Raw genomic sequence first — 19,979 nt, 5'->3', positions numbered from 1 at the left:
TCGTCTGGTCATCGCTGAAGCATCGCCGCCCAGAAGGTGCCGCCGAGCACGGCCAGCACCGCGAGCGTGACCAGCATGAAGAACCAGTCTCGCGCCCGCGCAAACTCTACGACCGAGACCACGACGCGCAGCACTGGCGTAAGCATGAGCGTGATGAGACCGGCATGAAGCAGCTGGAGCGCTATCGTGGGCTCGACGCGAGGCACCCAGAGCGCGAGTCCCACCACGAGCAGCACCGTCGCCACGACCACGCCAATGCGCAGGATACGGCCGACAATGAGCTCGAGCCGAGCGAGGGTTTCGGTACTGGAGGCGGTGGACGAAAGGTGCGTCATCGTACCCCCATCACCATGAGAAGCGACACAGTGAGCAGCACGCAGGCCATGAGGATCTTCAGCCGCTTCGCACGCGTGCGTTCGCACAGCCAGAGGCCCGCCTGGGATCCGGCGAGCACCCCGAGGACGGCCGCCGCTGCCAGATGAGGCACCACATCGCCGTTCGCGTAGTAGAGCGGAACTGTTGCGACGGCCGTGACGCCAATCATCAGCGAGCTCGTGCTCGCTGCGACACGCAGCGGCACGCCGCACCACGCGTTCAGTGCCGGCACCTTGAGAATCCCGCCGCCAACGCCCAGCAGACCTGACACGTTGCCGGCGAGGAAGGACATCCCGAGTGCCACGGGTAGCCGCTTGACGCGATAGGTGACCTGACGGCCCCGGTCATATGAGTAGAAGCGGCCGCCGAGCCACCCGGGATCGGCCGCTTCGTCGAGGACGGTCACGAGCTCGTTGCGCTGGCGCAACATGACCACGGCAATGAGCATCGCCACGACGCCAAACAGCGCGCTGAGCACGCGGTGCGACAGCGTGAGCGCGGTCAGGCCGCCCGCCAGACCGCCCAATGTCGTCGCGACCTCGAGCACCATGCCAAGCCGGACGTTGATGACGCGGCGGCCGGTGCTCCCGGCCGTGACCATACTGGAGGTGGCGATTACCGCGAGCAGACTGATTGCTGCCGCATGCCTGAATGGAAGGCCGAGGCCCAACGTCAGCAGCGGCACCAGGAAGACGCCACCGCCGAGGCCGAGCAGCGCCCCGAGCACGCCAGCGACGGCGCCGCCGCCCACGACCAACAGCACGTAGACTGATGTCATCACGCACGCCCATGTTACGAGAAAAGATGACGGGCATGTTTCTCCCCGTTTTCCCGTTTTCCGACGCCGGACGCCCTTTCCGATCTAGAATGACGCGTTCGCCACGAGCGTCGCTATGGCCGCACGCCTAACTGCTTACCTCGTCTCTGTCATCGTCGCTGGCACGCTCATCGCCGGCCTCCTCGTTGGAGCGCAAAATGACGGTGAGGGCCCGGTGGACCTCATCATATACAACGGTAAGGTCTACACTGGCGCTGGCCAGCCAATGGCCGAAGCGGTCGCAGTCCGCGGCAATCGCATCCTCCGCGTCGGCACCGATTGGGAAATCAGACGCCTCCGCCGCCGCGAAACGCGCTTCGTCGACGCACATGGCGGGACGGTCTTGCCCGGCTTCAATGAGGCACACGCCCGTGTGGTGGAGGCCGGTCTCTCACGCGACGAGGACACTCGGACACTCGTCGAGCCAGTGGAGCCGCAGCACACGCGCGGCGAGCGTCTGCAGGCCATCCGCAGCGTGCTGGCTCGGGCGCATCGCCTCGGCATCACGAGCATTCAGGACATCAGCGCCGGCGCCGAAGATCTGGAGCTCTACGAGCAGCTTCGCGCTGCGGACGAGCTAGGAGTACGTGTCTATGCGCTCCTCGCCGTGCGGACCGATCTCACAGAGGAGGACGCCGCACGCCTCGACGCCGTTCGCAAACAGTATCTGGATGACCCGCTGCTCAAGACCGGCGGCGTGCGCGTGACCGTGGGGGACGTCCTCGATCAGCGGGGTCCCCAGGCCGGCAGCCGGCCTGGGGTGGAGAGCGGGCCGCAGAAGCTGCTGCGCCAGGCCGACACCAGCGCGCCACTTCGCCCGACGCAGGCAGAATTGAACCACGTCGTCGCGCTGATGGATGAGCGTGGTTGGCAGGTGATGGTTCAGGCACCTACTGCCGATGTTGCAGATATGGGACTCGAAGCATTTCTCCATGCGCTCGAGGTCAACCGCGGCGGTGAGAGACATATCCGCCGCCATCGCATCGAGCTCGACGTCCCGCTCGACAACGTCGACTGGCTCCGCTTCCAGTCGCTCGGCATTCTCGCCGATCTCGCATCGCCGGTCGCGCGTTCCTTTGCGTCGCTCGAGGGCGGCGACGAGATCCTGCTCGGCAGCCGCTGGCTGGGTGATCCAGGCGATCCACTTTCCGCCATTTTCACGGCGGCTGGCGCCGGGCCGGACGGCCAGAGGCTCGCGGCGGCGATCGACGCCTACACGCGCGCGCCCGCTTATGCGTCCTTCGAGGACAGTCGCAAGGGTGTTATCGCGCCAGAGATGCTCGCGGACCTCGTGGTACTCTCCACCGATATCTTCTCGCTGCCTCCCGACCGTCTTGCCGACAGCGTCGTCCAGACCACGATCTTCGATGGGCGCGTCGTGTACAGCCGCGCGGAGGACGACACGCAGACAGAGTAGGGAGGGCGAGTTCGCCGACTCGTCCGCCGTAGCGCGGAGCGCGAAGGCGTGAACGCGCCGTTCGGCCGCCTCGGCGAGGCGGCCCTACCTAAGGACTCGTCTAACTGTCCAGCAGACGTAGCACTTCATCGAGCGAGGGCACGCTTGCGATCGCGCCGGGGCGAGTACAGCTCAGGCCGGCTGCGGCATTGGCGAAGCGGAGGATGCGATCGGTAGGCCAGCCCTGCAGCCAGGCATAGATGAAGCCAGCCCGAAAGACGTCACCGGCGCCTGTTGTGTCGACGGCGGTCACTTCGTACGCGGGGGAGTGGATCAGCTGATCGCTGTCCAGCGCCAGCGCACCTTCCGATCCCAGCGTGACGCACAAGAGCCCAGGCTGCCTCGTCCGCAGCTGCTTCAGGGCCGTCTCGGCGTCACGGGCACCGGTCAGGCCGAGCGGCACGTGCTCTGCGAAGATCGGGATCGTCACGGCGTCGACTAAATCAAGCGTGCGGTCGGTCAGCCGGTCGATGTCGGTCGTGACGGGGTGACCAGCCTCCCGCGCCAGCAACGCCGCCCTGATCGCTGCCTCCTGATCCACGTCGTCGACGTGGAGGAGCCGCGCCGACGTGATCGCGCTCTTCGGGATCTCACGCTGGCGAAGGTGTAGGCACTCGTCGCGGTCCCACAAAACGATGCGCTCGCCGCTTCGTTCGTCGACCAAGATGACGGCGTACTGGTTCGGCGCGTCATGGATGACCGCATCCGCAGTGTCGATCTTGTGGTGGGCGAGCTCCTGACGAATCCGCCGGCCATTCTCGTCGGTGCCCGTGGCGCCCAGGTATTTTGTCCGCAAACCAAAGCGCGCGCAGGCGACGAGCGCGGTAGTCATCTGACCGCCGCACGAGATTGTGCGCTGAGCGATGCGCATCTTCGCGCATGCGCCCTGCGCCTGAGGTGCCGCCGGCAGCCGGTACACGAAGTCGACCGAGTTCGCCCCCAGGCCGACGACATCCCAGCGAAACTGGTCGGAAGAGGTGTGTGACGTCACGACGCGTCAGTATAGGCTAACCGTGGTCCGGCTCGAGTGCCCAGCCCGAGCACGTAGCGAGGGTTCTTTAGACCCATCGCCGCGCGACCAAGAAAGCAACCGCCATGGCAACACCGCGTTTCGAGCGCCTCTCGACGTGGCGCGAGTATCCACCTGACGAAATGGAGCGGCGCGCGCGGGCGTTCTACGAAGACATGCGCCAGCGGCGGACCGTGCGCCACTTTTCGGAACGGGCCGTCCCACGTGCTGTCATCGAGCAGTGCCTCTGCGCGGCGCTGACGGCACCTAGCGGTGCGAACATGCAGCCGTGGCACTTCGTCGTCGTCAGCGATGCCAGCACGAAGCGGCGGATCCGCGAGGCCGCAGAGGCCGAAGAACGGGAGTTCTACGAGAAGCGGGCACCGCAGGAGTGGCTCGATGCCCTCGCGGCGCTCGGCACCGATTGGCGCAAGCCCTTCCTCGAAGCCGCACCGCACCTGATCGCGATCTTCGCCGAGACCTACGGCGTGCTGTCCGACAGCCGCCGAGTGAAGCACTACTACGTCCAGGAATCGGTTGGCCTGGCGACCGGCCTGCTCATCGCGGCTGTACACCATGCTGGCTTGGTGTCGCTCACGCACACACCGAGCCCCATGGGCTTTCTCAATACGATTCTCGGCCGGCCATCCCACGAACGTCCATTTCTCTTGCTCGTTGTCGGCTATCCGGCCGAAGATGTGGAGGTCCCGGTCATCACGAAGAAACCATTCGACGCCTGCGTAACCTTCTGGCGCTGAGATTGCGGAGGGACCCAATGGTGATGCCAGTGGAGCACGTTGAGCGGGAACTGTCGGTCAAGGACCAACCACCACGATCTGCCGCACACGATACCGGCCAGGCGTGCTCTGCGGCTCGAGGAGGAGCAGCTCCGCGGGCTGGCCGAGGCCGATGAAGGGCCGGCTCGCGGGTCCGCGCTCGGAGGGTTCACTCGAATCTCCGTTGCTCGGGCTCGCGGGTGACGCCTCGGGTAGGCTGATGACTTGCCCGATGTCTGCGTCGGTAATTCGAGGAGCAACCACGAGTCCTTCCGCGTCGATCGTCTCCAGGGCGCCGTAGACCCGCATGTCTCCAAGCTCCTGAATACTCGACACCCACTGGATTTCGCGACCGGCCTTCGTTTGGCGGACAACGCGCGTGGCGCCGAGGCCGATGTCGCCCTTGAACGGCGCGACACCAGTGCCGGGCCAAATCGTTCCGCCTTTCACGATCGTGTGAAAGAGATTCGAGTCGTTCTCGGGCAGCGTGGTATAGAGCTCGGGGTCCGCGCGATCGACCGAGCCGGAGGCCAACGCCTCGAGGGCAGAGAAGATCGCCACGAAATTGATCCGGACGAGCGCACGATCAGGCTCGGGTCCGGGCCACGGCCCCGTCTCGATGAGCACGACGCCGGTGCCTGCGCGAGAGAAGTTGTCGCCGAACGCCCGGACGTTGAACGTCTCGTCGTAGCGGCCGATCTGGCCTCGAGCAAAGGGCTCGATGGCCTGTCTCACGACCGCCGCCGTCTTCTTGGCAAGCACGCGCTGCGGCGTGTCACTGAGCGCCTCGTCTGACGCGACGGCGAGCAACGAGATGGCGGCCGGCTGCGGCGGCGCTCCCACCGAGGTCCGCCAGTTCTGATTGTGCAGATTGAACCCGACCGCCGGTTCGAGCCGATCCCGAAGCGCCTTGAGCGCGCGCGCCTCAGGTGATTGAAGCAGCGCCGCATCGCGATTGATGTCGAGGCCCTGGGCATTCCGGCGTGTCCAACGCTCAGCTCCGTCCGGATTGACCATGGGCACCATGTGAACCGTCAGACGTTCGAGGATCTGCGCCACGTGCGGCTCAACGCGATGGCGGGCAATGTAGGTGCACACGTCGAACAACGCACTGGTCGCAGTCGGCTCATCGCCATGCATCTGCGACCAGAGCAACACGTGCAACGGCCCGTTCCCGAACCAGATGTGGTTCAGGCTCCGATCTTCGACGGACGCTCCAATCCGTTCGACCTGGAACAGGCTCCCGTCGGCGGTCTTCAACTGCTCGATGAGACGGAGGACGTCCGCGTGACGCACTAGCGGCGCCGGTGGCAAAGGTAAGCGCTCGGCGTCCCAGGCACGAGCCAGCACTTGCGGGTCGACAGCAGACTGGGCCGGCGCTGGAGCCGCCACACAGCCGGTGAGGAGGGGGGAGAGAACGAGCGCAAGCCGAAGGCGACGCGGCGACATGCGACGAGTCTACGACACGAGCCGGAATCTGGGGTAGGGCCGCCGCATCCTCGTCCTTTTGCATTTTGTCGTGCGAGACGTCAGGATTGAAGCTGGAATGCTGGGGCACCTCGAACGAAGCACGGTTGGCACGCTCCTTCTCTTCTCGATTGTCAACATGCCAAGCGCTGGACAGGATCCCCCGGCGCCGGACGGGAGCGCCACGGGTCACTGGCGAGCGGAGCTGGTTTCGAGCGGTGGCATCACGGGCAAGGGCACCGGGGGCGTCGCGGTCAGCTCCGACGGCACGGCCGAGTTACTGCAACTCGGCACCCAGACAGCCTGCACGACGAAGTTGACGATGTCGCAAATCGCGGCGCTCGACGGCGCCGTGACGAACATCGCGCAGGAGCATTGGCGCGCTGGCGTGCTCAAGAGCAAGCCAGCGCCCTGCTGTGATCAGCTTCAGTGGAATCTCAGGGTTACGCGAGCGTCCAGCGCCGCGGGAGAGGAGCAACTGGTCTCCTCCTGGACCGCGGACAGCGCCGAGCCCGCCGGCGCCCCGGCCGGTGTTGCCACCGTGCACGAGGCGCTGGCTGCCCTCTGGCCCGTTGTCCGTGGCGCCTGCTCAACGAATCGATGAAGACGGGGACAGCCCAGGGCTGTTTTCGTTTGTCGACAAGTTGGGCCCGTCGTCATCGATGATGGTGAAGACGCCAGACGCCTTGCCGATTACACCGTTCTTGGCATCTTTCAGCCTGATGCTAAACGTCTCGTCCGGCTCGGAGACATGATCGCCGATGAGCGCCAGCGGCACGCGCGCGGCGATGCTGAGCGGCGGCACGACCACGAACGGGAAGATCTTGTCGATCGATAGATAGTCGCGCGGCGATTGCGCCGTGCCGTCCGCGATCCGATAGCGAACGATCACGGGCCGTGCGTAGGCGTGTGACAGCTTGAGGGTAAACGTTGCGGGCGTGAGGCCTCGGGTGCCCTCCACCTTGCTCGCGTCGCCGACGTCGACCGTTGGGAGCGCGTTCGACGTGCACGCATGGACGGTGACATCGTCCACGTACCAGCCGAAGGTTCCAGTACAGCCGTCCGTGCCGAAATCGAAGCGAAGACGGACGGTGTCTCCCGGCCCCGCGTAGCTCGCCAGGCGCAGATGCGACCGTCCCCACGAGCCTGTGAATCCTCCCTCATCGGCCCCCGTCCAGGCAGGCTGACCGGCCATTGGATTCGTGTTGCCTGCCGCGACGGGCTGTAGCGTCGTCTTGTATGCGTTGAAGGTGAAGTCGGTCGGCGCGACGAGCTGCCATGGTCCGCCGTTGACACTGACCTTGACATTGGCGCCGTCCCAGCCCTCCTCTGAGCCAATCCAATGACGGAAGGTGACGAGAGGGTCGGCCACGCCACTAGGGATCCTGATGGACGGGCTCTGGAGATGCAGCACCGCGGATTCGTCGCCACCTGGCTCGCAGGTCCCGCCCTGAAAGTCGACCGCAAAGAACGCCGAGCCCTCGCGCCCATCCGGGATCTCGCTCGTCCACTCCCAGTCTCGCTCCGTGAAATCGGCCGGTGCGACTGGTGCGTGGCTGACGCTCCACCGGCGGCTCGGATCTCGCTCGAAGTCGTCGAAGAATAGATTGACCTTGGTCGTGTCCGCCCCACAACGATCCGGCGGATCTTTTGCGAGAAGCGGCTGGAAGTTGCATTGCGTCGGCTCGCGCTGCATCTCGACGGCTACCATCGCCTTTGCCACCTGCTCGCAGTCAGCCGCGCTGAGCGTGTCTGGGACGGGCTCGCCGGTCTTCAGATCGGTCAGCTGCTCTCCAATCAGATCCGTGCACGCGGCATCGAGCGCGTCCGCATGATCGGCGAAGTTGGTCGTCGGCACCTGGTAGACAGTCTGCGCGCGGTAGTAGAGATGCGCAGCCTTGGTGAGCCCAATCGACGCGACGTTCTGATCGTTGTACACGCCGCCGTCCACGAGCAACGCAAAGGCGTGATTGGGAATACCGGAGTTGAAGTGCACACCACCGTTATCGAGCTCTTGGCAGAAATATTCCGTATCCGACACCTTGGCAGGCTGCCCCATGCAGGTGGGCGTCCACATGTCGCGAATTCCGCCCGTCCCCGGCAGCCCATTGAGATCCTCGCCCATCAGCCACCGCACGGAAGAATCGATGATCGGGCTCGGCGGCTCTGGCAGCAGCGTCACATTGACGACGTCGCCCAGGTGAGCCTTGAACTGCTGGCCGGTGGTCAAGCCGACGAACGCCGAAGCGATCGTGATCGTCGGGTCGGCACCGCCCATGAAGATGAGCGAGTCATCGAGATTGTTGGCGACGATGGCAGCGCTCGCGCCGGCATCCTGAGCGTTCTTGACCTTGACAACGAAGTCGCAATTTCCGCGGTCGATGAGCGCGATGTTTCCGGCAATCGTGTCGGTGTTGACAATTGGCTCGCAGGCGTCAGTGGGCGACGCGCCCGCCCCATCGCTTACGAGCGCCAGGTCGCCGGTGATCGTGTCGCGGAGCGGCGGCCCGAACGCCGCGGCCGCGGCCGGGTAGTCGCCGGCAATTGCCTCGGGTGAATTGACCGTGACTTTCGGTGGGAAGATCTGAAACTCGGAACAGCCGGTGGCGCGGCGCACGCTCTGCTCGTCCGTGCCACGCTCATTCAGCAGGTCGACGACCTCGCCCCAGATGTCCGAGTAGGCCTCGTTGAGCGCACCCGGCTGCCACTGGTAGATCAAATTGTGTGTGTACTGTGTGTAGGCGTGGGCCCACTCGTGCGCCGTGATGTCGTCGGTCGTGAACCCCGGACAAAACGAGATGAACACGCCATTCCACGACGCGTTGGGACAGCTGTATCCTCGGTTGAAGATCGAGTCCATCACGGCGCCGGCGCCGTCGAATGAATCGCGGCCGAACGCCTCGAGGAAGAAGTCGTAGGTTTCCTTCGAAGCGATGATCATGTTGTCCGCCTCGGTGGAGGACGTGGGAAAGGGATCCCCTTCGACCCAGAATGGCGAGTCGGGATACTCGGGTGGCACCCTGGCCAGGCTGCGCCCGTCGTAGGCGCGGCGAACGAGATCATCGTGAATGCCGGTGATCTGGTCGATGATCTTCCCTGTATGTGCGTCGACGTAGAGAAACTCGCGGATGTCTCGTCGGTTGCCGACTTCCACTTCCCAGGCTAGGCGATTCGGTCCTGGCACGCCCTTGAGAAGCCCCTCGCGAAATACGAGCAGGCGCGTGTGCTGTACGGCGACGCCTGCGTCCTCATGCCCGGCGGCAACCACGCCGACCGCGACGCGCGCCGCCTCGTCTGCGGTCCGTGTGGGCGTTGGATCAACGCTGATCTCCGGCACGATGGCGCCGTTCACGGCCGTGAGGTTGTCTGCCGCATCGAAGTGCGCCTTGAAAGTGGCGCCGAACACAGGAAGATTGCGGTACGTCTGCTGATAGGTCAGATGCTCGTCCCCGCGCCTGTTCGGCACCGTGCTCAACAGCCCGAGCTCGGTGCGCGGATTGGCGAGGCCAAACGCACGCGCATGTCTGTCGAGAAATGCCATCACGCGGCCGTGACGGCCGGCACTCGTCGCGGCCTCGGGGCCGCGCTGTTGCTGATCCAACCCCAACTGAACCGCACGACGAGCGCGAACGAAGCGCGCGGTGCCCGTGGCGCGATTGATGCTTACGCGGTCGGCGCCGCCAGCCTCGGCGGCTAGCTGCTGAACCGCCGTTGGATCCAGGACCTCGGCCGTGGGTTGGCGCGTGCCGCCGGCTTGGGCGTCATCCTGTGCCCAAACCGGACCGGCCATCGCCAGCGTCAGAATAGTACAGAGGGCGGAAGGGGCGCGGCTCATCACTCCTCCTGAAGGTGGGCGAGGTTGAGAACTAGTCCCCGACGTTCTCGGGCGCCTGCGACGCGCGATATGGCCCGTGCGCGCGTCGCCGTGCCCATGTTGCTACTCGAGGGCTGGGCTAGGAAACGTGATCCTTACTCATGGGCGTCGCAGAATATCCGGCCACTATAGTCGAGTCACGGACTGGCGGCAAGCAGCCAACAGAAAGGTAGGGTGCGTTCGCCGAACGCACCGTGGCAGACGCCTCGGTGAGAGAACGGCCACCTCGGCGAGACAGCACACTAGGATGTGGTCCAGCGCGCCGCCAACTCCTCGGCGTGTCGGGCTCCCTCAATGTCTTTCAGCGTGACACCTCCCTCGCTGTGCGTCGAGTAGCCGACGGTCACGCGGCGATAGTTGATCGAGAGATCAGGATGATGATCGACGGCCTCCGCGCGGAACGCGAGCCGTGTCACAAACGCGATCGCGTCGGGGAACGACGCGAACGTCAGCTGCTTCTCGAGCGCTTCTCCCCTGCGGCTCCAGCCGGGAAGTTCCCGCAGGTGCTCACCGATTTCGGCGTCGCTCAGTCGCATGTCGTCTTCTCCCAGAAATGGAACCGGGTACCTTTTCGGGCGCGAAAAGATACCCGGTTCCTTTTTGCGGTCATAGCCCGAGGCGTGCGGGGGAGGTTACCTCGAGCATTGGATCCTCGCGGCCACTTGCGATGAGATCGGCAACGACGTGCGCTGTCAACGGTGCAAGGAGAATGCCGTTGCGGTAGTGACCCGTCGCATAGATCAGCCAACGCAGTTGCCGTGACGGGCCCACAATGGGGAGCCCATCGGGCGAGCTCGGCCGAAGCCCGACGCGCACGCCCTCCAGCTCTGCATGCTCCAAGCTCGGAAAGAGACGACTCACGGCTGCCGCCAAGTGCCGAACGCCGCCAAGGGTCGCACGCTCGTTGAATCCCGCATCCTCCACGGTCGCGCCGACGAGCAGGCGGCCGCGGGGCCACGGAACGCAGTAGCAGTCAGGTGCCCAAACAACACGCCCTGGCGCGGTCGAAACATTCGCGAGCGAGAGCAATTGGCCTCGCACGGGTCGGACCGGAACGTCTCCTCCGTGCTCCACGGGCACGCCACCGCCCCACGCGCCGGCGGCAACGATGACGCTCTGTGCCCGCAGGACGCCGCGGTCCGTCTCGACCTCGGCCTCGGGCCCGGGCCCGGGCGCGACGCGACGTACGGTGCACGCTTCGTCGAAGGTGACGCCGCGTGCTTGTGCAGCGCTAACGAGCGCGCTGACCAGATCGCGTACCGAGACTGCCCCATGCGTCGGAATCAGCAGCCCTCTCTGCGCGAGGGGACCGATGGCTGGCTCCCGCTCTCGCAGCTCGCTCGCAGTGAGTAGCTCGCACTCGACGCCCACGCTTTGGAGGGTTCGCCACGATCGTTCGAGCTGCGACACGCCAGCTTCATCTGTGGCCACCTCCAGCGTGCCGTCGCGGACGTACGGGACCGCTTGTCCCGCATCGGTCGCCACCCGTGACAGAAACTCGTCGAATAGCGCCAAGCTCCGCACACCCAGTGCCTCGAGGGGGCTATGTGACTCCGCCTCGATGTAGGGTGCGAGGACGCCGGCCGAAGCCTGCGAGGCCCCTGCTCCCGGAGCGCGGGTCTCAAAGACGTGGACCTTCAGCCCGCGCCGGGCAATTTCGTAGGCTGCGGCGCAGCCAATCACACCTGCGCCGATGACGACAACGTCGGTCGTGCCCTTCACGATGCTCGTATCCGGACGGCGGCGGATCCCGCGACTGCTCACCATCGACCAGTCATTTTATGCGGCTATGGAGGAAAGCGGGGGCTGCAGCGGCTTGGCTCTCATGTGGCGCCGAACGCGCCGTCAGGACGCCGCGGCGAAACAACGGCCCCCTCGGCGAGGCGGCCCTACCCAATCGGCTCACCGGGGGCGCCTGGAGCCAGGCTTGCGGTCCGAGTCAGAATCGGACCGGGAGCGAGCGGCATCTGATGAGGAACGATCGTTCGAGCTCTTGTCGAGATGCGCCCGCTGTAAGGCACGCAGGTCGCGGGCACCGAGATCTCGGCTGTGATCCCGATAACGAGGCTGCTCGGATGCAGGAATCCCCGGCCGTGGTAGATCCCTTGCCCATCGCTCCTTGGGTAGCTCACCACGCCGCCCTGGGCGGTCGCCGTGCTGCTGCGATGCGTCGTCGCGTGCATGGCGAGGCCGCTCATCGATGGAACGCACCTTCGAGTCGGGCGGAGCTCGATGGGGGTGCCGCTTCTGGCGCTGATCGGGCAGGTCCACGAACACCGGCACTGGGACGAGGGTCTCATACTGCTCGACGACAATGGCGGTCCCTGGCGCGTCGACGTAGAAGAGCTCTTCTGGCGAGGGCGCCGGCTGGGGAGCTGCGGGAACGATTGTGACCTGCGGAGCGTCGTAGACTGGTTCTTCGGGCGCCAGCGGCTCCTCGGCGATGGGCACTGGCCGACCGCGGCCAGAGTCGATAATCGCGAGCAGAACTCGCTCGCTCACGCCTGCCTCTGTCAGCTCGACAACCTGCTGCGGTGTCAGATCCCAGGCGGTGCCATCCACCTCGATGAGGGCAACCAGCACCTCCTCGCTCACCCCAGTCTTGCTGAGCTCGATGATCTCGGCAAGTGTCAGCGCACTCGCTGGTGCCGCGAGCAGCAACAGGGTCACCACTGCCGACGCGAGCGTTCGGCTCACGCGTCTCCACGAAGCGCGTTGAAGCCTGATCATGTTGGGCCCAGATGCAATCAGCGCACCAGCCTTCGCTCGTCTTCGGCAAGCTACGGCTAGGCAAGCCCCGTTCCGACCTTCGGCTGGGCAGGCCTCTCCTGATTCCCGATTCTTGTTTCCTGAGTCCTGATTCCCGAGTTTCTTCGAGTGGACATAGTGTCCCCGGTAGGTGAAGAGCTGAACCACAGTGTGGCGACCAAGGAGGTCAGAGTCCTAGGTAGGGCCGCCTCGCCGAGGCGGCCGTAGCGGCGCGGGAGGCTGACGCGCCCTACCATCTTCGAGCCCCGAAAACTTGCGTTAAATGCATCAAGTTCCGAGCTCTCGAGGGTTCAAGGTCAGCCATAGGACCTGGCCCGGATAGCACCGGCACATCTCTTGCGTCACTATACTTCGGAGGACGACCAATGTCTCGACCCGTCCTGATTGCTGGTCTCATTGTCGGGTGCGTGACGGCGGCTGGACTGGGCAGCTATATGGCCACGCGCCACGTGGCGCAGTCGGCACCCGTCGCTGCCGCGCCTGGACCCTCGTCTGCGACTTCGACGCCAGACGCCGTCGCTTCGGACGAAGCGGCTACCGACGGCACGCTGATCGATCTCCAGCAGGATGCCTCGTCTGCGGAGGAGAGTGACCCCGCGGCGCCTTCCGCCGACCCTGGCGGCGTGGAACCGAGCGCGGCAGCAGTTGAAGAAGCGCCCCGGACCACCCGTTCGGATCGCGAAAGGGCCACTCGCCGGCAACCAGAGGTGGAGGCGACGACTCCGCCGGCAAGCGCTCGCACCGAGCCCAGCCGCGAGACCGCGCGCGCCACGGAGCGTGACTCGGCCCCCGTCAGCGCGCCCATTGATGACGTCCCAGACCGGCCCGACAGCTCGGAGGAGCCCGCCGCGAGCCCGGCAGCGCTACCAGTAGAGAGCCGGAGCGCCGAGCCGGTTGCGTCTTCCGCCGAGACTGTTGCCGTTCTCGAGCAGCCAGAGGGGCTCATCAGTCCACGCTTGCCCCAGAGAGAGAACGTCACCGTCGAGCCGGACGCCGTTGTGGGACTCCGCATCGAGAACACAATCTCGAGCGCCACCGCAGAGGTCGAAGATCGGGTAGAAGCTCGTGCTACGCGCGACGTCCTCGTGGGTGATCTCGTCGCCATTCCGGCAGGAACCGAGCTCCGCGGCTCGGTCGTCGAGGTCGATCGCGGCGGTCGGCTAAAAGGGGGTGCGCGCCTCGGCGTACGCTTCCACACGGTGGTGCTGGACGATGGCACCGAGGTTCCGCTGCGCACGGAGACGATCTACCGCGACGGCACGTCCTCATCGGACAAGAGCACGGCAAAGATCGGTGGCGCCACCGTCGGTGGCGCGATCTTGGGGGCTATTCTCGGTGGCGGCAAGGGTGCGGCGATCGGTGCGGCAGCGGGCGCCGGGGGCGGTACGGCGGCCGCCATGTCCCAGCGGGCGGAGCCAGCGGTCTTGCGAGCTGGATCCAACGTCACCGTACGGCTGACCGAACCGTTTACCATCGAGGTCGAATACTAGGGAAAGGGGTCAAGGGACCAAGGGACCAAGGGACCAAGGGATCGAGGGACCAAGGGATCGAGGGACCAAGGGATCGAGGGATCGAGGGATCGAGGGACAGACAAGGCAGGGTAGCGACGTAAGAGGTGTGCTCCAGCCCTTGACCCCTTGATTCCTTGATCCCTTGACTCCTTGATTCCTTGATCCCTTGATTCCTTGATCCCTTGACCCCTTGACCCCTTGACCCCTTGATCCCTTGATTCCTTGATCCCTTGACTCCTTGATTCCTCGATCCCTTGACCCCTTGGTCCCTTGCCCCACGTGGCCTGCCGCTCACCCCTCCCGTATACTACCGGGGTGTCCCGAGCCCTCACGCGCCTCCCATGACCGAGCCCTCCACCCACGCAGGCGGCGCGGCCGCATCGCCAGCGCTTCCCCACGGCGACATGGACCCAGAGAGCTTTCGGCGAGCAGGCCACGCGCTGGTCGACTGGGTGGCCCGATACCTCGAGGAGAGTGAGCGGTACCCGATTCTGCCGCGCGTTCGGCCCGGCGAGATCCGGGCGGCGCTGCCGGAGGAGGCACCACAAGAAGGTGAGTCCATCGACGAGATCCTCGCGGACTTCGAGCGAGTGATCGTGCCCGGTCTGACGCACTGGAACCATCCGGGCTTCTTTGCGTACTTCGCGATCTCGGCAAGCGGTCCAGGCGTGCTCGCAGAGTTACTGGCTGCAGCCCTCAACCAGCAGGCCATGCTCTGGCGAACCTCTCCGTCAGCGACGGAGCTCGAGGAAGTGGTTCTCGGGTGGCTCCGGTCGCTGGTGCAGCTGCCACCGACGTTCGAAGGCGTCATCTACGACACCGCGTCCGTCTCCAGCCTTCATGCGTTGGCCGCGGCGCGCGAGGCGGCGGTTCCCGAGATCACGGTGAGTGGGCTGGCTGGGCGCGACTTACCGTCGCTCCGCGTCTACTGCTCGGAAGAAGCGCACTCCTCGATCGACAAGGCGGTGCTGCTCCTGGGACTTGGACGTGACGGTCTCCGGAAGATTCCGGTCGATGCCGCGTTTCGCATGCGTCCCGCCGCCCTTGCCGATGTCATTCGCACCGATCGCGCGCGCGGTGTGATGCCAATGGCCGTCGTCGCCACGGTTGGCACGACGTCGACGACGAGTGTCGATCCGGTGGCGGCAATTGCGGATGTGTGCGAGAGCGAGCGCGTGTGGCTGCACGTCGACGCCGCGTACGGAGGGCCCGCAGCGATGGTGCCGGACTGCGCGTGGATCTTCGACGGCGTCGAGCGGGCCGACTCGGTCGTGCTCAACCCGCACAAGTGGCTCTTCACTCCGTTCGATCTCAGCGCCTGTTACTGCCGTCGCATGGATCTGGTACGAACGGCGTTCTCGCTGACGCCCGAGTACCTGCAGACGCGCGAAGCCGGCGCGGCGCGCAACTTGATGGACACCGGTATCCAGCTCGGACGCCGGTTCCGTGCGCTCAAGCTGTGGTTCGTCCTGCGCTACTTCGGTGCGGCTGGCATTCGCGCGCGGCTGGCCGAGCACGTGCGATTGGCGCGGCGGTTCGCGTCGTGGGTGGATGGCCATCCCGACTTCGAGCGGCTCGCACCGGTGCCGTTGAGTGTTGTCTGCTTCCGCGCCGTACCACGCACACTCGCGGAAGCCGCTCGAGCGGACCGCGACGAGGCGCTGGACGCCTTCAACGCGGCGCTACTGGACCGGGTGAACGCTTCCGGCGAGGCGTTTCTCTCTCACACGCGGATTGGCGGGCGTCTTGCTCTGCGCCTCGCCATCGGTCATCTGCGGACGACCGAAGCACACGTCTCACGCGCCTGGGAATTACTGCGTGCAGGGCTGGAGGTAGGGCGCGTTCGCCGAACGCACCGGGGATAGGACATGTCACGACTACTCGGAACGATGATCACGTTGTCGCTCGTCATGGTGCCGACCGCTGCGCATGCGCAGCTCTGGTTAACGCCATTTGCCGGCGTCGGTACGACTGGGGATCTCACGGCAGCCACGGTGGGCGTCAGTGTCGCGGGCGGCGGCGTGGTCAGCGGCGAGCTCGATCTCGGGTTCACGCCAGGACAGGGGCTCGATGGAATTCCCCTCCTGGATATCGATGCCAGCATGACGACCATCATGGGCAACCTGCTCGTGCGTGCGCCAACCGGGAACGTGCAGCCGTACGGATCGGGAGGTATCGGTCTCATGCGCCTTTCGCTCTCCGCCGACGTCCCGATCCTTGGAGACATCGGGCTCGGTAGCGTGCACAGTAACGAGCTCGCGTGGAACGCGGGCGGCGGTGCTGTGTTCTTTGCTGGGGATCGCGTGGGTATTCGTGGCGACGTACGCTACTTTCGTGCGTTCGACACCACCCTCAATCTCTCGGACTTCACAGATTTCGACATCGACGATATCCCACTGCCGGGCTTTGACTTCTGGCGCCTCACGGGTGGCGTCACGTTCCGCTTCTAGGGGGATCCAATTCGCCTCGCACCGGGATCCAAGCGGCCGTGTAGCGAAGGCGAATGGTCGAGGTCTCCGCCGTTGGCTGAGGGCGAAGATCCGCCCTCAACGTGAGGCACGGCCCTTGCAACCCACGGCGGCGGCGATCCTGCGCCGGCCCGGCTGCGCTTCTCCCAAAGGGACGTGAACGGCACCGTCGGGTCTCATATGAGGTGAATGGACAATGCGACGACTGATATTGATAATGATAGGTGTGGTGGCCCTGACGGCGCTTCCGACGCGCGCCAGCGCAGACGGTCTGATAACGCCGTTCCTCGGCTGGAATATGCGAGGTGAGGGGGTGAAGAATCGCCTGCACTACGGCATCGACATCGGAGGCATGGCGAGCGAGATCATCGGCTTCGAGGTCGACTTCGGCTACTCGCCGAACTTCTTCGAGCTCGACCCGGAGGACTTCGGTGACTTCGATGCCGATGGCAGCGTGACCACCCTGATGGGCAACGTTCTCATCGGCATACCGGTGGGCGCGCGGCGCGGCGCGCAGATCAGACCGTTCGCGACCGGGGGCATCGGTCTGATTCGGTTCGACGTCTCGGATGTGGGAGACTTCTTCGAGGGCACCACACGAAACGACTTTGGCATCAACGTCGGCGGAGGCGCGATGATCTTCTTCAGCCCGAACATCGGTATTCGGGGTGACCTTCGCTACTTCCGGTCACTGAACGACGAAGATCCCGGCAGCGCCCTCCCTGTGGACCTCGGCTTGGGTGATTTCGACTTCTGGCGCGGCGACGTCGGCGTGACCTTCCGCTTCTAGTGTTTCCGTAGGTAGCGTGGGCGAGGGGTCTAAAGACCCCTCGCTACCTCGTTCTCTTCCCTTCACTCCACTTCCAGCCTCCAGCGCTCGATCCACTTCAAGCGGTTGGCGCTCCGCTCGAGCGCGACCAGCCCGTGCTGCGGAAACATGATCGCTGGATCGTCCCACCCAGCCACGAGCCAACGCAGCAGTGCCGGAAGATGCGGCATGTGGCCGACGATGAGCGTCTCGCGGTCTTCCGCGCCGAGTTGATCCGCGATGATGCCAGCCGGGTCGTCCGGTTGAAGGCCCCGCTGGGCCAGGACCGTCGCCAACGGGTTGCATACCTGCCAAAAGGCCTCGGCGGTCTGGCGCGCGCGCAACTTACCACTGTGCCAGATCTCGACCGGTTTGACGGTGCGGGCCACAGCGGCTTCAGCAAGTGATTGAACGGCTACGAGGCCGCGCGGCGACAGCGGTCGTGCAGGCTCGATATCGGCTGGGAGCGCGTCGCCGTGATGAACGAGAAAGACACGCATGATCGGCACTCGATGCTCCGGGGAAGGGTGCTACGAGGTGACACGGTGACCAGGTGACCGGGTGACTCGGTGAACGTGGGTGGGGTGGTTTCACCCCCTCACCTTGTCACCCCGTCACCCGTCACACCCTATCATCGCGTCTCATTGTCATACAGAATATATGGCTGATGCGTTCTTCTCAGCGGATTGCCAACGTTCAGCTTCCGGTCGTTCCCCACGTCGGCGAGCTCGTTCGCTCGACACCCGGCGCCATCTCGCTCGCGCAGGGCGTGGTGGGCTACGGGCCCCCCCGAGAGGCGCTCGACGCGGTTGCCGCATTTGGCGAGACGGTCCACGATCACCACTACGGACCAGACGAAGGACTGCCGGACCTCATCGAGGTCATTCGGCACAAGCTGCGGACAGAAAACGGCATCCCGCTCGATGGGCGCGCAATCATGGTGACGGCCGGCGGCAATATGGCCTTCCTGACTGCCGTGTTGGCCATCACCGATCCCGAAGACGAGATCATCCTGCCTCTCCCCTACTACTTCAACCACGACATGGCAATCGCCATCGCAGGATGTCGCACCGTCCCGGTTTCGACCAGTGCCGCTTACCAGCCGCTACCAGAGCTTATCCGGGCCGCCATGACACCGCGAACGCGAGCCGTCGTCACCATCTCACCGAACAACCCCACCGGTGCCGTCTATCCTCGCGCCACGTTGTGCGCCATCAACCAGCTCTGTCGTGACGCTGGCGTCTATCACATCCACGACGAGGTGTACGAGTACTTCACGTACGACGGCGTCGCGCACTACTCGCCGGCAGCCGATCCGGCAAGCCAGCCGCACACGATTGCCCTTTACTCGATGTCGAAAGCCTATGGGCTTGCGAGCTGGCGGGTAGGCTGGATGGTCGTGCCGGAGGCGCTGTACGCGCCGGTGACGAAGGTTCAGGATACGAACGTGATTTGCCCGCCGTCGATCTCGCAGCGCGCGGCCTGTGCGGCCCTGGAGGTTGGCCGCAGCTATTGCGACGCGCGTGTTGCGGCGCTGGGTGATCTCAGGCATCGCGCGCTCGATGCCTTTGCCGAGATGCAAGACGTCTGCACGGTGCCGCCGGTGAGTGGAGCCTTCTACCTCCTGCTCAGAATCCACGGTACCGTAGATCCATTGCTGCTCGTCGAGCGGCTAATCCGAGAGCACGGTGTGGCGCTCCTGCCTGGAAGTGCCTTTGGCCTGACCGACGGATGCTATCTTCGATTGTCCTATGGCGCGGTTCCAGCCGATCGGCTCGGCGAAGGGCTCGAGAGATTGGCACGAGGGCTTCGAGCGATCCTGCGCGGCACGTGAAAGTCACTCTTGGACCGGCAAGGAGAGCTGCTCCCGAAGATTGCGTCTGCCTGCCTCGTACACCTGAAGCAAGGTCGTTGCGAGGTTCTCGACGGCTGATTGCAGCTCATGCACGAGCGGGGCATCACCAGTGGCCTCGCGTACAATGCGGGCCACGGCGCGGAAGTACCAAACCGTCTCGTGTGGCTCGGCGTTGAAACGACTCATGATCCGCACGCCGCCCGTCGCGAGATCCTGCGCGATTGACTGAACGTTGTGCAGGGCGTCAGCCGCCTTCAACGCGGCAATGTCTGGCTCTGTCCGCCCCCGCGCGGCGAGCGCGGCAAGCGCCTCCTCCTTCCGGACCTTCCACGGCCGATCGACGCCATGTTCACGCTTTTGCTCTGTGACGGCGTCGACGAGCATCAGGACACGACGTCCGAACTCCCGCTCGATGAGGGTGCGCAGCCGCTGCGACGTTTGCTCGGCTGGCGCCTCGACGCCACCCGTCGGATCGAATGGCGGAAAGGTCTCCGCCACGCCGTGGTGCATCTCTTCGTCGTCCGGCCGGGCGTCCTCTATGACGTCGTGCAGCAACCCGGCGATCACGGCATCCTCGCCGTAGCCGTAGTGCTCCAGGATGCGCGCCACTTGGACCGGATGCATGATGTACGGGATACGAGTACCCCTGCGCTGCTGCCGCCGGTGAACGATTGCCGCGAGCTTCAAGGCGCGGTCGAGGCGTGGAGAGTAAGCGCCAGTGTGCGAATGCGAGTCGGAGATCATCTGCGTATGGGCCCGACCTTCCGCCTTTGCGCTTGGGCAGACGAGTTAGG

Annotated in this window: 18 protein-coding genes and 1 pseudogene; 8 read left to right on the top strand and 11 right to left on the bottom strand. The window is 65.1% G+C overall.

Going from position 1 to position 19,979, the window contains the following annotated elements; all coding sequences use genetic code 11:
* Positions 1-8 precede the first annotated feature (8 nt).
* The gene (locus GEV06_04575; protein ID MPZ17174.1) at positions 9-335 is read right to left on the bottom strand and encodes a DUF1634 domain-containing protein; all 327 of its coding nucleotides are present in this window, start codon (positions 333-335) and stop codon (positions 9-11) included.
* Positions 332-1,153 (bottom strand): TSUP family transporter, encoded by an 822-nt coding sequence (locus GEV06_04570; GenBank protein ID MPZ17173.1) that lies wholly within the window; start codon positions 1,151-1,153, stop codon positions 332-334. Before GEV06_04570 ends, GEV06_04575 begins: the two co-directional genes overlap by 4 nt.
* 115 nt (positions 1,154-1,268) lie before the next feature.
* On the opposite strand from GEV06_04570, the gene GEV06_04565 reads away from it, so the two are divergent.
* On the top strand, positions 1,269-2,609 hold the full coding sequence (locus GEV06_04565) for an amidohydrolase family protein (protein ID MPZ17172.1): 1,341 nt from the start codon (positions 1,269-1,271) through the stop codon (positions 2,607-2,609).
* Between the two features lie 100 nt (positions 2,610-2,709).
* Here GEV06_04565 and GEV06_04560 read toward each other — a convergent pair whose 3' ends face one another.
* Positions 2,710-3,639, bottom strand: coding sequence for a hypothetical protein (locus GEV06_04560; GenBank protein ID MPZ17171.1), 930 nt, complete (start codon positions 3,637-3,639; stop codon positions 2,710-2,712).
* Between the two features lie 104 nt (positions 3,640-3,743).
* On the opposite strand from GEV06_04560, the gene GEV06_04555 reads away from it, so the two are divergent.
* Positions 3,744-4,415: a nitroreductase family protein gene (locus tag GEV06_04555; GenBank protein MPZ17170.1), complete on the top strand. Its 672-nt coding sequence runs from the start codon at positions 3,744-3,746 to the stop codon at positions 4,413-4,415.
* 57 nt (positions 4,416-4,472) lie between these two features.
* Here the strand turns inward: GEV06_04555 and GEV06_04550 are convergent, their stop codons facing one another.
* Entirely contained in the window at positions 4,473-5,882 is a 1,410-nt protein-coding gene (locus GEV06_04550) for a peptidase M14 (GenBank protein MPZ17169.1), read from the bottom strand.
* A gap of 70 nt (positions 5,883-5,952) precedes the next feature.
* Here GEV06_04550 and GEV06_04545 point away from each other — a divergent pair, with 70 nt between their 5' ends.
* The gene (locus tag GEV06_04545) at positions 5,953-6,504 is read left to right on the top strand and encodes a hypothetical protein (protein MPZ17168.1); all 552 of its coding nucleotides are present in this window, start codon (positions 5,953-5,955) and stop codon (positions 6,502-6,504) included.
* Here the strand turns inward: GEV06_04545 and GEV06_04540 are convergent.
* The 4 genes from GEV06_04540 to GEV06_04525 form a co-directional block, all read right to left on the bottom strand.
* Entirely contained in the window at positions 6,490-9,735 is a 3,246-nt protein-coding gene (locus tag GEV06_04540; GenBank protein ID MPZ17167.1) for a hypothetical protein, read from the bottom strand. The genes GEV06_04545 and GEV06_04540 overlap by 15 nt on opposite strands.
* 281 nt (positions 9,736-10,016) lie before the next feature.
* On the bottom strand, positions 10,017-10,310 hold the full coding sequence (locus GEV06_04535; protein ID MPZ17166.1) for a 4a-hydroxytetrahydrobiopterin dehydratase: 294 nt from the start codon (positions 10,308-10,310) through the stop codon (positions 10,017-10,019).
* A gap of 70 nt (positions 10,311-10,380) precedes the next feature.
* The gene (gene thiO, locus GEV06_04530; GenBank protein MPZ17165.1) at positions 10,381-11,541 is read right to left on the bottom strand and encodes a glycine oxidase ThiO; all 1,161 of its coding nucleotides are present in this window, start codon (positions 11,539-11,541) and stop codon (positions 10,381-10,383) included.
* Between the two features lie 135 nt (positions 11,542-11,676).
* Positions 11,677-12,471, bottom strand: coding sequence for a hypothetical protein (locus GEV06_04525; GenBank protein MPZ17164.1), 795 nt, complete (start codon positions 12,469-12,471; stop codon positions 11,677-11,679).
* 437 nt (positions 12,472-12,908) lie between these two features.
* Here GEV06_04525 and GEV06_04520 point away from each other — a divergent pair, with 437 nt between their 5' ends.
* Positions 12,909-14,033 carry a hypothetical protein gene (locus tag GEV06_04520; protein ID MPZ17163.1) on the top strand — a complete coding sequence of 375 codons (1,125 nt, stop codon included), beginning with the start codon at positions 12,909-12,911 and terminating at the stop codon, positions 14,031-14,033.
* Between the two features lie 167 nt (positions 14,034-14,200).
* Here GEV06_04520 and GEV06_04515 read toward each other — a convergent pair.
* Positions 14,201-14,386 (bottom strand): annotated as a pseudogene (locus GEV06_04515) (hypothetical protein).
* 72 nt (positions 14,387-14,458) lie between these two features.
* On the opposite strand from GEV06_04515, the gene GEV06_04510 reads away from it, so the two are divergent.
* The 3 genes from GEV06_04510 to GEV06_04500 all read left to right on the top strand — a co-directional run bounded on the left by GEV06_04510 (position 14,459) and on the right by GEV06_04500 (position 17,312).
* Complete coding sequence (locus GEV06_04510; GenBank protein MPZ17162.1) at positions 14,459-15,919, top strand: amino acid decarboxylase; 1,461 nt, start codon at positions 14,459-14,461, stop codon at positions 15,917-15,919.
* 3 nt (positions 15,920-15,922) lie between these two features.
* Positions 15,923-16,504: an outer membrane beta-barrel protein gene (locus GEV06_04505; protein ID MPZ17161.1), complete on the top strand. Its 582-nt coding sequence runs from the start codon at positions 15,923-15,925 to the stop codon at positions 16,502-16,504.
* Between the two features lie 214 nt (positions 16,505-16,718).
* Positions 16,719-17,312 carry an outer membrane beta-barrel protein gene (locus GEV06_04500; protein ID MPZ17160.1) on the top strand — a complete coding sequence of 198 codons (594 nt, stop codon included), beginning with the start codon at positions 16,719-16,721 and terminating at the stop codon, positions 17,310-17,312.
* A gap of 62 nt (positions 17,313-17,374) precedes the next feature.
* Here GEV06_04500 and GEV06_04495 read toward each other — a convergent pair whose 3' ends face one another.
* The gene (locus tag GEV06_04495) at positions 17,375-17,830 is read right to left on the bottom strand and encodes a phosphohistidine phosphatase SixA (GenBank protein ID MPZ17159.1); all 456 of its coding nucleotides are present in this window, start codon (positions 17,828-17,830) and stop codon (positions 17,375-17,377) included.
* Between the two features lie 164 nt (positions 17,831-17,994).
* Between GEV06_04495 and GEV06_04490 the strand changes: the two genes are divergently transcribed.
* The gene (locus GEV06_04490) at positions 17,995-19,164 is read left to right on the top strand and encodes a pyridoxal phosphate-dependent aminotransferase (GenBank protein MPZ17158.1); all 1,170 of its coding nucleotides are present in this window, start codon (positions 17,995-17,997) and stop codon (positions 19,162-19,164) included.
* Positions 19,165-19,167: 3 nt separating this feature from the next.
* Here GEV06_04490 and GEV06_04485 read toward each other — a convergent pair whose 3' ends face one another.
* Positions 19,168-19,929, bottom strand: coding sequence for an HD domain-containing protein (locus tag GEV06_04485; GenBank protein MPZ17157.1), 762 nt, complete (start codon positions 19,927-19,929; stop codon positions 19,168-19,170).
* Between the last annotated feature and the right edge of the window lie 50 nt (positions 19,930-19,979).

It is taken from the genome of Luteitalea sp. (genome assembly GCA_009377605.1).
Classification (GTDB): Bacteria; Acidobacteriota; Vicinamibacteria; order Vicinamibacterales; family Vicinamibacteraceae; genus WHTT01.
Note: the sequence above shows the minus strand (reverse complement) of the source record. Positions and strands in the feature narration are given on the sequence as shown.

Coding starts and splice junctions, on each gene's coding strand:
- GEV06_04500 (MPZ17160.1), top strand. CDS start 16,719: ATGCGACGACTGATATTGATAATGATAGGTGTGGTGGCCCTGACGGCG.
- GEV06_04565 (MPZ17172.1), top strand. CDS start 1,269: ATGGCCGCACGCCTAACTGCTTACCTCGTCTCTGTCATCGTCGCTGGC.
- thiO (MPZ17165.1), bottom strand. CDS start 11,541: ATGGTGAGCAGTCGCGGGATCCGCCGCCGTCCGGATACGAGCATCGTG.
- GEV06_04535 (MPZ17166.1), bottom strand. CDS start 10,310: ATGCGACTGAGCGACGCCGAAATCGGTGAGCACCTGCGGGAACTTCCC.
- GEV06_04485 (MPZ17157.1), bottom strand. CDS start 19,929: ATGATCTCCGACTCGCATTCGCACACTGGCGCTTACTCTCCACGCCTC.
- GEV06_04495 (MPZ17159.1), bottom strand. CDS start 17,830: ATGCGTGTCTTTCTCGTTCATCACGGCGACGCGCTCCCAGCCGATATC.
- GEV06_04540 (MPZ17167.1), bottom strand. CDS start 9,735: ATGAGCCGCGCCCCTTCCGCCCTCTGTACTATTCTGACGCTGGCGATG.
- GEV06_04555 (MPZ17170.1), top strand. CDS start 3,744: ATGGCAACACCGCGTTTCGAGCGCCTCTCGACGTGGCGCGAGTATCCA.
- GEV06_04505 (MPZ17161.1), top strand. CDS start 15,923: ATGTCACGACTACTCGGAACGATGATCACGTTGTCGCTCGTCATGGTG.
- GEV06_04575 (MPZ17174.1), bottom strand. CDS start 335: ATGACGCACCTTTCGTCCACCGCCTCCAGTACCGAAACCCTCGCTCGG.
- GEV06_04550 (MPZ17169.1), bottom strand. CDS start 5,882: ATGTCGCCGCGTCGCCTTCGGCTTGCGCTCGTTCTCTCCCCCCTCCTC.
- GEV06_04520 (MPZ17163.1), top strand. CDS start 12,909: ATGTCTCGACCCGTCCTGATTGCTGGTCTCATTGTCGGGTGCGTGACG.
- GEV06_04570 (MPZ17173.1), bottom strand. CDS start 1,153: ATGACATCAGTCTACGTGCTGTTGGTCGTGGGCGGCGGCGCCGTCGCT.
- GEV06_04510 (MPZ17162.1), top strand. CDS start 14,459: ATGGACCCAGAGAGCTTTCGGCGAGCAGGCCACGCGCTGGTCGACTGG.